This window comes from Bradyrhizobium sp., from assembly GCF_030697065.1.
Classification (GTDB): Bacteria; Pseudomonadota; Alphaproteobacteria; order Rhizobiales; family Xanthobacteraceae; genus Bradyrhizobium.
This window is the reverse complement of sequence record NZ_JAUYQU010000164.1, coordinates 1-11,712: the sequence shown is the minus strand read 5'-3', so window position 1 is coordinate 11,712 and position 11,712 is coordinate 1. Positions and strand designations below refer to the sequence as shown.

9 protein-coding genes and 1 tRNA gene are annotated in these 11,712 nt (G+C 64.4%); 5 read left to right on the top strand and 5 right to left on the bottom strand.

Translation table 11 applies throughout. The annotated features are described in order from the left end of the window. Nucleotides 1-352 precede the first annotated feature (352 nt). Nucleotides 353-751: a twin-arginine translocation pathway signal gene (locus Q8R73_RS12970; RefSeq protein ID WP_371126088.1), complete on the bottom strand. Its 399-nt coding sequence runs from the start codon at nt 749-751 to the stop codon at nt 353-355. A gap of 183 nt (nt 752-934) precedes the next feature. Between Q8R73_RS12970 and Q8R73_RS12965 the strand changes: the two genes are divergently transcribed. Beyond that, a tRNA-Leu gene (locus tag Q8R73_RS12965) sits at nt 935-1,021 on the top strand. 419 nt (nt 1,022-1,440) lie between these two features. Here Q8R73_RS12965 and Q8R73_RS12960 read toward each other — a convergent pair. The 4 genes from Q8R73_RS12960 to Q8R73_RS12945 all read right to left on the bottom strand — a co-directional run bounded on the left by Q8R73_RS12960 (nt 1,441) and on the right by Q8R73_RS12945 (nt 6,592). Beyond that, nucleotides 1,441-3,084: an ABC transporter ATP-binding protein gene (locus Q8R73_RS12960; RefSeq protein WP_305719943.1), complete on the bottom strand. Its 1,644-nt coding sequence runs from the start codon at nt 3,082-3,084 to the stop codon at nt 1,441-1,443. A 1-nt stretch (nt 3,085) separates the two neighbouring features. After that, a complete protein-coding gene (locus tag Q8R73_RS12955) occupies nt 3,086-4,006 on the bottom strand; it encodes an ABC transporter permease (protein ID WP_305719942.1) in 921 nt (306 codons plus the stop codon). Next, the gene (locus Q8R73_RS12950; RefSeq protein WP_305719944.1) at nt 4,006-4,947 is read right to left on the bottom strand and encodes an ABC transporter permease; all 942 of its coding nucleotides are present in this window, start codon (nt 4,945-4,947) and stop codon (nt 4,006-4,008) included. The genes Q8R73_RS12955 and Q8R73_RS12950 overlap by 1 nt, the downstream gene beginning before the upstream one ends. A 64-nt stretch (nt 4,948-5,011) precedes the next feature. Beyond that, entirely contained in the window at nt 5,012-6,592 is a 1,581-nt protein-coding gene (locus Q8R73_RS12945) for an ABC transporter substrate-binding protein (protein ID WP_305719941.1), read from the bottom strand. Between the two features lie 436 nt (nt 6,593-7,028). On the opposite strand from Q8R73_RS12945, the gene Q8R73_RS12940 reads away from it, so the two are divergent. From Q8R73_RS12940 to Q8R73_RS12925, 4 genes are all read left to right on the top strand, one after another. Then, nucleotides 7,029-8,159, top strand: a complete 1,131-nt coding sequence (locus Q8R73_RS12940) for a M20/M25/M40 family metallo-hydrolase (RefSeq protein ID WP_305719940.1) — start codon at nt 7,029-7,031, stop codon at nt 8,157-8,159. Nucleotides 8,160-8,485: 326 nt separating this feature from the next. Further along, nucleotides 8,486-10,018, top strand: coding sequence for a M81 family metallopeptidase (locus Q8R73_RS12935; protein ID WP_305719939.1), 1,533 nt, complete (start codon nt 8,486-8,488; stop codon nt 10,016-10,018). 5 nt (nt 10,019-10,023) lie between these two features. Beyond that, nucleotides 10,024-11,199, top strand: coding sequence for a M20 aminoacylase family protein (locus Q8R73_RS12930; RefSeq protein WP_305719938.1), 1,176 nt, complete (start codon nt 10,024-10,026; stop codon nt 11,197-11,199). Beyond that, nucleotides 11,192-11,712, top strand: a 521-nt coding sequence (locus Q8R73_RS12925) for an amidase family protein (protein WP_305719937.1), incomplete at its 3' end; no start/stop codon positions are given. The genes Q8R73_RS12930 and Q8R73_RS12925, both read left to right, overlap by 8 nt.

Here is an 11,712-nt window from a genome sequence, read left to right as displayed (position 1 = left end):
CCAGCACCGAGGTGTCAGGACCGCACGATTTCGCATCCGTTTCAGGCACCCTGGTCAGGGAGCACCATCCGCGTCCACCGCATCCCCGTCCCGCACTGGTGACCTTGCGCAACGCCCCTCGCAGTGGGACGGGATGGCCAGTCATATAGCCTGGTTACCATTTCTGGTAAACAGAATTATTTTTGCGCGAGGGGCTTGACACGAATTCCGATAAACAGAACTGATTTGCCCGTCGGATCGGACGTGTTGAATCGGCTCGACAAATCGGTGCTGCGCACAAGGCCCATTCACGAAAAAAATCTTGCGCATGACACCCGTGGATGCCCGCGAAATCAACCCGGCGGACGAATCCTCAGCGCTGCGGCGCCGGTGCGATGACCGGTGGCACGGGTGGTGCGGCGACCGGCGCGGCGTTCTGGCACCGGCTGCGCTGCCAGGCGTCCTCGGCGAATTTGGACTGCCCGCGCACCGCGACATATTCGTTGCGGTAGGCGAGTTCGGCCACGACCGTGCCGGCGGCCCCGGTTTCGGCCTTTGCCATCAGGGCCTGCACCTCCGCGGTGCGGGTCGCAAGCCGCTTGCGCTCGGTCTCGAGTTGCTGGCAGTCGTAGAGCTCGTATTTGGCGGGATCGGCGAACGCCGTGCTCATGCCGTCGCTCATGCCGGCGCAGCCGCCGAGCCCCGCGGCCACGAGCAGCGCCGCCGCGGCGGCGAACGGCATTGGCAGGCGGTGGCGCGTGGAAACGGTCATGCGGCCTTCGTAGACGGACAATCTTGAGAATGCCTAAAGCAGGCGGGGATGTCGGGATTGAGGCCTGGCCATCGGCTTCGCCGTGGCCCGCGCTGGCCCGAGCAGGGCCTGTCGCCCGCCTTGCAGCCTACCCCATTTCCTTCCCCCGAGGAAACGCGCTAAGTACCTGATCTCGTAACCAAAGCGGACGTGGCGGAATTGGTAGACGCAAGGGACTTAATATCCCTCGATGGCAACGTCGTGTGGGTTCGACTCCCACCGCCCGCACCAGCTGCGACAGCAAGACAGCGCGCGAAGTTGCCTCGGTCTTGCCCTTTTGCTTCGGTCCGTTTTGGCTTTGATGGTCGTAGGCTTCCGCGGAACCTCGCCGCCTCGAAAATGTTGTCCCGCAGCAATCGGAGCGAGACGGCATGCCCAGCGAGACTCACCGCAAACGATCGGCCGATTTACGGCTCAAGCCAGCGGATGGTACGCCTTCACCGGCATCGCCATCCACGCGGACAGGTCCGCCGATCCTTAACGATGGGCTGGAACCGCTTCGCAGCAGCCATTGCTGAGCGCAAAATAGTCCGTGAGAAGAATTGCCCGGCGCAAAGGCGGGCATGACGCACATTCGGCCCTGGCAACTGTGCGAGCAGATCAAGTTCGCAGCGTCTGAAAACCGGACACGTACAGGATGCGAGCGACGTTCAATGCGGCAAGGCGGCTTCCGGTGCCTTGTCGACAAAAAACTCCCGGTTACGCCCCGGAGCCGCATCGAACAGCGCCCGGGTGTATTCGTGCCGGGGCGCCGCAAAGACCTCGCTGGTCGTGCCCTGTTCGACGATCACTCCGCGCTGCATCACCGCGATACGGTCGCAGACCTGTGCTGCTACCCGCAAATCGTGCGTGATGAAGAGCACCGCGAGGTCGAACTTGCGGCGCACCTCGTCCAGCAGCTTCAGCACCTGGTCCTGCACCGAGACATCCAGCGCCGAGACCGGCTCGTCGCCGATCAGGAGTTCCGGCTCCATGGCCAGCGCACGGGCGATGCAGATGCGCTGGCGCTGTCCGCCGGAAAACTGGTGCGGGTAGCGGTCGATCGCGTCCGGCGACAGGTGCACCACCGCCATCAGGTCCCGGGCACGCTGTAGGGCTTCCTTGCGCGGAAGCCCGAAATTCATCGGTCCCTCGATGATGGCTTCGCCGACCGTACGGCGCGGATTGAGTGAACGGTACGGGTCCTGAAAAATGAACTGTACCCGCCGCCGCATCGGGCGGAATTTCGCTTCCTTCATCGAGGCGATGTCGACGTCGTCGATCCGGATCGCGCCGCTGGTCGCCTCCACCAGCCGCGCGACGCAGCGCGCCACGGTCGACTTTCCGGAACCGGATTCGCCAACGATGCCGAGCGTTTCGCCGCGCCGCACCGTCAGCGAAACGTCGCTGACCGCGTGGACGATCCGCGCCTTGGGCTGGAAAAGCGAGCGCTTGCCATAGGTCTTGAACAGTTTGTCAGTTTGCAGCACAATCGGCCCGCTCACCGGCGAGCGCCTCGGCGGCGTCATGCTCGGCACCGCGGCCAGCAGCATCCTGGTGTAGTCCTCGCGCGGATTGCGCAGCACTTCCTCGCAAGGACCCTGCTCCACGATACGGCCCATCTGCATCACCACGACACGATCGGCTATCTCGGAGACGACGCCAAAATCATGGGTGATGAACAGCACGCCGGTCTTCTTCCGGCCCTGCATTTCCTTCACGAGTTTCAGGATCTGTGCCTGCGTCGTGACATCGAGCGCCGTGGTCGGTTCATCCGCGATCAGCAAGGCGGGATCGAGCACCAGGGCCGCCGCGATCATGATGCGCTGGCGCTGGCCGCCGGAGAGCTGATGCGGATAGGCGTCGATCATCTGCTCGGGATCCGGCAGATGCACGGCACGCATCATCTCCAGCACGCGCTCCCGCCGCGCGGCCGGGTCGAGGTCGGTGTGAACCTCCAGCACCTCGCCGATCTGGTCGCCGACCCGTTCGACCGGATTGAGCGCGGTCATCGGCTCCTGGAATACCATGGCCATGCGTGTGCCGCGCAGCGCGCGCAGATCGGCGTCCGATTTGGCGGTCAGCTCCTCGCCCTGCAGCCGCATCGAACCGGTCTCGACCTCCATCGCGTTCTTCGGCAGGAGGCCCATCACCGCCTGCGCGGTGACGGATTTTCCGGAGCCGGATTCGCCGACGACGCAGACGATCTCGTTGGCGCCGACCGTGAGGTTGATGCCGCGCACGGCGTGAGGCCGGTCGCCGCTGCCCTTGATGGCGACGGCAAGATTGGCGATTTCGAGGACGGGTTCAGCCATGTCAGACCCGCTTCGCCATCTTGGGATCGAGCGTATCGCGCAACCCGTCGCCCAGCACGTTGACGGAGAGGATGGTCATCGCCAGGAACACGCCGGGATAGATGATGTTGTGCGGAAACAGGCTGAACACCTGCCTGCCCTCGGCCATGATGTTACCCCAGGTCGGTACCTCCGGCGGCACGCCGATGCCGAGGAACGACAGGATGGCCTCGATCAGAATGGCGGAAGCGCAGATGAAGGTGCCCTGCACGATAATGGGAGCGAAGGTGTTGGGCAGCACATGCCGCCACAGCAATTTCGGGGTCGATGTGCCGAGCGTCACCGCCGCCTCGACATAGGGCTCCTCGCGCACGCTGAGCACGATGGAGCGCACCAGCCGGACCACGCCGGGGATTTGCGGGACCGTGATGGCGATGATCACCGTCAGCACGCTGGAGCGGAACAGCGAAACCATGGCGATGGCCAACAGGATGGCCGGGATCGCCATCAAGCCGTCCATGATGCGCATGATGATGGCGTCGAAGATGCGGAAGAAACCCGCGAGAACCCCGATGAACAGGCCACAGGCCACGCTGATCAGCGCCACCGAGACGCCGACCAGCAGCGAGACGCGCGCGCCATAGACCACGCGGCTGTAGACGTCGCGCCCCAGTCCGTCGGTTCCGAACAGGGCGATCATCTTGATGCGCTCGCCGGTGTCGGTTCGCTGGAAAAATTCCGCGCCGGGCACCTTGTTGCGCGCAATCGGGTTGATCGCGGTGGGGTCGATGGTGCCGAGCCAGGGCGCCAGCAGTCCCATCAGCACCACGATGGCGATCACGGCGCCGCCGAACACGATGCCCGGATTGCGCACCAGATTGCGAGCCGCGTTCGGTTTGACCGGCGCCGCCGCAATCGGGGTATCGAGGATCACATCGGCCATCAGTAGCGGATCCTTGGATCGAGCAGCGTATAGAGCATGTCCACCGCCAAATTGATCATGACGTAGACGAACGAGAACAGCAGGATCACAGCCTGGATCGTCGGATAGTCGCGCGCCAGCACCGCATCGACGGTGAGCCGGCCGAGGCCCGGAATCGTGAAAACGCTTTCCGTGACGACGACGCCGCCGATCAGCAGCGCGATGCCGAGCCCGATGACGGTGACGATGGGAACCGCCGCATTACGCAGCGCATGGCGGAACAGCACGGTGCGCTCGTTCTGCCCCTTCGCCCTGGCGGTGCGGATGTAGTCCTCGGACAGCACTTCGAGCACGCTGGTGCGGGTCATGCGCGCAATCAGGGCAATGTAAATCACCGACAGCGTCAGCGAGGGCAGAATCAGCCTTTGCACCCAGCCGCCGACACCCTCCGAAATCCGCTGATAGCCCTGCACCGGCAGCCAGTTCAGCCATACCGCGAAAAGATAGATCAGGAGGTAGCCGACGACGAAGACCGGCACCGAAAAGCCGAGCACCGAAAAACCCATCACGATGCGATCGATCCAGGAGCCGTGGCGATGGGCCGCCAGCACGCCGAGCGGAACCGCCACCAGCACTGCAATCAGGATCGTGAACAGGGCCAGCGACAGAGTCGGCTCGATGCGTTCGCCGATCAGCGAGGCCACGGTCTTCTTGAAAAAGAAGCTCTCGCCGAAATCGCCTGTCAGTACGTTGCCGGACCAGATGAAGAACTGTTCGATCATGGGCCGGTTGAGGCCGAGCTGGCTGCGGATCTGCGCCACCTGTTCAGTGGTGGCATTGTCGCCGGCGATGATCGCCGCCGGATCCGAGGGGGTCAGTCGCAGCATCAGGAAGATGAAGACCGCAACCACCAGCATCACGGGGATCGTGCCGAGCAGTCGCCGGAACAGGTAGCCATACATCGACATGAAAGCGGATCCTCGAGACCAGACGGGCGGCGGACAACCGCCGCCCGCAATCGTCACATCACTTGGTGATTTCGACGTTCCAGAGCACCGGCACCGGAGAGGTCAGGTACCCCTTGACGTTCTTGCGCATCGCAACCGGCGCCACCCACTCACCGACCGGAATCTCCGGGGTGTACTCGATGACGCGCAGTTGCACCTCTTCCGCGATCGCCTTCTGCTTGGCAGGGTCGGTCTCGCTGGCGAAGTCGGAGCGAAGCTTCTCGAGCTTCTCGTCGCAGGGCCAGCCGAACGATGCCTTGTCGCATCCGGCGTTCACATAGGCGGTCGAGATCGGGTTCATCACGTCGGCGGCGACCCAGGACGTGAGGAAGGCATTCCAGCCTCCTGCGCTGGGCGGATCCTTCTTGGCCCGACGGGCCACCAGGGTCTGCCAGTCCATCGACTGCATGTCGACCTTGAAGCCGGCCTTCTCCATCAGCGATTTCGCCACCGGCGCCAGATTGGTCAGAACCTTGAGGTCGGTGGAGTGCATCAGCAACACCGGCGTGCCGTCGTAGCCCGCCTCCTTCAGTAGCTCCTGCGCCTTCTTGGCGTTGGAAGTGAGAAGGCCGTCCATGCCCTTGGTGCTGGCCAGCGGCGTGTCGCAGATGAACAGCGCCTTGCACGGCTTGATGTAGTTCTCGTCACCGATGGTCGCCATCAGGAAATCTTCCTGGTTGAAGGCATACCACAACGCATGTCGGATTTTCGGATTGTCGAACGGCTTGTGCAGCGTGTTCGGCCGGAACACGTACTGGTTCTTCGCCAGCGGCGAGACGAAAACGGTGACGTTCGGGTCGTTCTTCAGGGTGGGAAGCAGGTCGTGGCTGGGCGCCTCGATGAAATCGATCTCGCCCTTCTGGAGCGCGTTGATCGCCTGCTGCGCGTCGGAAATGGCGCGCCATTCGACGCGGTCCACCTTGGCAATCTTGCCGCCGGTGAGGCCCGAGGCAGGCTCGGAGCGCGGCTTGTACTTGTCGAACTTGACGTAGACGGTCTTGTCGCCCGGCTTCCATTCATCCTTGACGAAGACGAAGGGGCCCGATCCCGTAAAATCCTCGATCTGCTTGTTGGGGTCGGTGTCGGCGACCCGCTTGGGCATCATGAACGGCACGTTGGACGAGGGCTTTGACAGGCCGAGTTCGACGAGACCTGTCGGTTCCTTGAGCTTGATGGTGAAAGTCTTGGCATCGACCGCATCGATCGAGGCGACGTAGGTCATCATTTTCTGGCCGAGCGAGTCCTTGACTGCCCAGCGCTTGATCGAAGCGATGCAGTCTTCCGACGACACCGGCTTGCCGTCGTGCCACAACAGGCCCTCGCGAAGCGTGAAGGTGTAGGTTTTCTTGTCGGCCGACGTCTCGTACTTCTCGACCATCTGCGGCTTGATGGCGCCCTTCTCGTCCTGGGCGAGAAGCGTGTCATAGATCATGTAGCCGTGGTTGCGGACGATATAGGCCGTGGTCCAGATCGGATCGAGAATTTTCAGATCCGAATGCATGACGACGCGCAAGGTCGTCTGGGCCATGGCGGGCGGTGCCGCAACCGCAAGGCCGGCCGTAAAAGCGGCAGCAAGAATGGCGTTTCTGAGCATTTTCATTTTTTTCACCTCCATTGTCGTCTCAAAATCCCGAATTCGTCGCTCGAACCCTGGTCCGTTCGCCCGTCGAACCCGGGAGGTCGAAACCCCGGGGATCGACATCTTGCCCAATTTGGCCCGGAGGACCGATACCGGCCGATGATCGAGCAAGATTGACACAGTACCCCCACCCGGCCAAGCCGGCATCGTTTTGTCGTCACCCGGCGGGCTGCGGCAAAATCACCAAGCCAGTTTCGTGCCAGAAGCCAGCTTGGCCGGCGCCGCCGCTCCTTCCGCGGTCAGGAACCACGGCTTTGGCGTCGAAGGTTTCAGGGCCGAGGCCCGTCTTCCGGCGCATATTATTCTGCGGCGCATTATTGCTTTACAAGGTCCGCGTCGTTCATTCTCGTAAGGCACGACCGACGAGAGCATTCCATCGAGAACCAAGAGAGCATCCATGAACCCCGCCAACCTACCCTTCGATTCCGAGGCCATGCTGCAGGGACTGCGCGGCTGGGTGGAATGCGAAAGCCCGACCTGGGACACCCCCGCCGTCGAGCGCATGCTCGACCTCGCCGCCCGCGACATGGCGATCATGGGCGCGTCGATCGAACGCATCGCCGGCCGGCAGGGTTTTGCCGGCTGCGTCCGCGCCCGCTTTCCGCATCCGAAAGCCGGCGAACCCGGCATCCTGATCGCGGGGCATCTCGATACCGTGCACCCGATCGGCACGCTGGAAAAGCTGCCGTGGCGGCGCGAGGGCAACAAGTGTTTCGGGCCCGGCATCTTCGACATGAAGGGCGGCAATTACCTCAGCCTGGAAGCGATCCGGCAACTGGCCCGCGCTTCCATCGCGACGCCGCTGCCGATCACCGTGCTGTTCACGCCGGACGAGGAAGTCGGCACGCCCTCGACCCGCGACCTCATCGAGGCCGAGGCCGCGCGCAACAAATACGTGCTGGTGCCGGAACCCGGCCGCGCGGACAATGGCGTGGTCACCGGGCGATACGCCATCGCACGATTCAATCTGGAGGCCACCGGCAAGCCGAGCCACGCCGGCGCGACGCTGTCCTCGGGCCGCTCGGCGATCCGCGAAATGGCGCGCCAGATCCTCGCCATCGACGGCATGACCACGGCGGACTGCACCTTCTCGGTCGGCATCGTGCATGGCGGGCAATGGGTCAATTGCGTCGCCACCACCTGCACCGGCGAGGCGCTGAGCATGGCGAAACGCCAGGCCGATCTCGACCACGGCGTCGAACGGATGCTGGCGCTGTCCGGCACCGCCAATGACGTCACCTTCAAGGTCACGCGCGGCGTGACCCGGCCGGTATGGGAGCCCGACGCCGGCACCATGGCGCTGTATGAAAAGGCGCAGGGCCTTGCGAGGGCGATGGGCAAGGAACTGCCCCACGCCAGCGCCGGCGGCGGCTCCGACGGCAATTTTACCGGCGCGATGGGGATCCCGACACTCGACGGACTCGGCGTGCGCGGCGCGGATGCGCATACGCTGAACGAACATATCGAAGTCGACAGCCTGGTCGAGCGCGGCCGCCTGATGGCAGCGCTACTGGCGGTGCTGGAGTGAGGCTGGTCGGGACGTTACTGGAGTGGGATTTTGCGAATTTCCGGCCGGTGGCTGAAGGCGCGGTGGCGGGGGCTTAGTTCTCTCAACGTCATTCCGGGGCGATGCGAAGCATCGAGCCCGGAATCTCGAGATTCCGGGTCTGGTCCTTCGGACCATCCCGGAATGACGAAGTGATAGATCGCGTTTCATCGTCCGAAATGACGGATCGATTCCAGCGACTCCTCCCGCACGCCCATGCGGCATGCAAAACGGGATTGCTTCGTCGCTTGCGCTGGTCGCAATGACGAGTCTAACGTCGCGCCACACATCGGATCGAGACAGTATTGATGACCCGTATCGCCGTCGGCGCTTTCCTGCACGAGACCAACACCTTCGCACCGACCAAAGCGACCTATGACGACTTCGTCCATGGCGGCGGCTGGCCGGCCATGGCGCGTGGCGCCGGCGTGCTCAAGACCATGCGCAACATCAATGTCGGGCTCTCAGGGTTCATCGAGGCGGCGGAAGCCCATGGCTGGGAGCTGGTCCCGACCATCTCGGCCGCCGCCACCCCCTGCGCGCATGTGACCCGGGATGCCTATGAACGCATCGCCAGGGAGATGATCGACGGCATCGAGGCCGCCGGCCCGCTCGACGCGGTCTATCTCGACCTGCACGGCGCGATGGTGGCGGAGCATTTCGACGATGGCGAAGGCGAAATCCTGGCGCGTGTGCGCCAGGCGATCGGCAGGGATCTGCCGCTGGTGGTCAGCCTCGATCTGCACGCCAACGTCACGCCGGAAATGGTCGAGCATGCCGACGCGCTGATCGCCTACCGCACCTATCCCCATGTCGACATGGCCGATACCGGCCGCGCCGCCGCCGAACATCTGGCGCTGCTGCTGCAGTCGGGACAGAAATTCGCAAAGGCGTTCCGGCAATTGCCGTTCCTGATTCCGATCAGCTGGCAATGCACCAACGACCAGCCGACCATGGGCATCTACCAGAAGCTCGCGGCGCTGCAGGACGATGCGGTGCCGACGCTGTCCTTTGCGCCGGGATTTCCGGCGGCGGATTTCGCCCATTGCGGCCCGAGCGTGTTCGCCTATGGCCGGACGCAGCAAGACGCCGACGCCGCGGCCGATACCATTGCGCACGTCATCGTCGGCCACGAGAATGATTTCGACGGCCGCATCTACACGCCGGACGAAGGCGTGCTGCATGCGATGGAACTGGCGAGGACCGCGCGCAGGCCCGTCATCATCGCCGACACCCAGGACAATCCCGGCGCCGGCGGCGATTCCGACACCACCGGCATGTTGCGCGCGCTGGTCCGCAACAACGCCCAGCGCGCCGCCACCGGCGTGATCTACGACCCTGAATCGGCCAAAGCCGCCCATGCTGCCGGCGTCGGCGCGAGCGTCACGCTGGCGCTCGGCGGCAAGTCCGGCATAACAGGCGACGCGCCATACCGGGAGACTTTCGTGGTCGAACAATTGTCCGACGGCAAGTTCGTCGCGCCCGGTCCCTATTACGGCGGCCGCGACATGGACATGGGCCCGTCGGCGTGCCTGCGCATCGGCGGCGTCCGGGTCGTGGTCTCCTCGCACAAGGCGCAGCTCGCGGACCAGGCGATGTACCGCTATGTCGGGATCGAGCCGACCGAGCAGGCGATCCTGGTCAACAAGAGCTCGGTGCATTTTCGCGCCGATTTCGAGCCGATCGCCGAAACGCTCCTGATCTGCGCAGCACCGGGCGCGATGCCGGCCGACACCGCCACCCTGCCCTGGACGCGGTTGCGCGCCGGCATCCGCATCAAGCCGAACGGTCCCGCCTTCGTTCCCGCCAAATCACCCCCATCGTCTTCTGCAACCGGATAACAACCATGCCCACGATCGAACGCATTGAAGGCTTTGCCGACGAACTCACCGCGATCCGCCGGGATCTGCACGCGCATCCCGAGATCGGATTCGAGGAAGTCCGCACCTCCGGCATCGTCGCCGACAAGCTCACGCAATGGGGCATCGAGGTGCATCGCGGCCTCGGCGGCACCGGCGTGGTCGGCGTGCTCAAGGGCAGCAAGGGAACGAGCGGCAAGCGGATCGGGCTGCGCGCCGACATGGACGCGCTGCCGATGGAAGAGAACACCAATTTGCGCTGGCGCTCGACCATTCCCGGCCGCTTCCACGGCTGCGGCCATGACGGCCACACCACCATGCTGCTCGGCACCGCGCGCTACCTCGCCGAAACCCGGAATTTCGACGGCACCGTGCACTTCATCTTCCAGCCGGCCGAGGAAGGCCTCGGCGGCGCGCGCGCCATGATCAAGGACGGGCTGTTCGAAAAATTCCCCTGTGACGAGATTTACGGGCTGCACAATGCGCCCGACCTGAACCATGGCGAGATCGCGATCCTGCCGGGACCGGCGATGGCCGGCGCCGACTTCTTCGACATCGTCATAACGGGTTACGGCGCGCATGGCGCGATGCCCCAATTCTCCAAGGATCCCGTCATCGTCGCGATGACGCTCGGCCAGGCGCTGCAGACCATCGTCAGCCGCAACGTCGACCCGCACGAGCCCGCGGTGCTCTCGATCACCCAGATCCACACCGGCTCGGCGTACAATGTGATCCCCGGCGAAGCCAAGCTGTGCGGCACCGTCAGGGCCTTTTCCGACGACGTCCGCGTGCTGATCCGCGAGCGGATGCGCGCGCTCTGCGCCGGCATCGCCGCCTCCTTCCAGGTCGAGATCACAGTCGACATCCGCGACGGCTTCAGCGTGCTGATTAACGAAGAGGAGCAGTCCGCCGTGGTCGCCGAAGTGGCGCGCACCGTGGTCGACGCCGACAAGGTCATCACCCGCACGAAGCCCAAGATGGGCAGCGAGGATTTCGCCGACATGATGCAGGTGGTGCCGGGCGCGTATTTCTGGGTCGGCCATGAAGGCTCGGTGCCGGTGCACAATCCCGGCTACGTCCTCGACGACAAGATCCTGCCGATCGGCGCCAGCATGTTCGCGCGCATCATCGAAACCCGGCTTCCGGCTGCCGCCCATGCATAAACCGGCAGCCGAAGAACCGGTCACCTCGCTGCACGATCTCAGCGCGGTCGACCTGATCGAGGGTTTCAAGGCCGGCCAGTTCTCGCCGTCGGAAGTGCTGGAGGACGTGCTGGCGCATGTCGCGGCATGGGAGCCGCACATCAAGGCGCTGTACGCCTTCGATCCCGACGGCGCGCGTGCGGTCGCGAAGGCATCGACCGACCGTTGGCAGAAGGGCGAGCCGATGGGCGTGCTCGACGGCGTGCCGGTCACCATCAAGGACAATATCGGCGTCGCCGGCTGGCCGATGCGGCGCGGCTCGGCCATGGCGTCTGATGCAGCCTTTGCAGAGGATGCCCCGGCCGCGGCGCGGCTGCGCGAGGCCGGCACGGTCTTCCTCGGCAAGACGACGATGCCGGAATATGGCTGGAAGGGCGTAGGCGATTCGCCGCTGTCGGGCATCACCCGCAACCCCTGGGACCTCGCGACGGGCCCCGGCGGCTCCTCGGCCGGCGCGGCCTCCTGCGCGGCGCT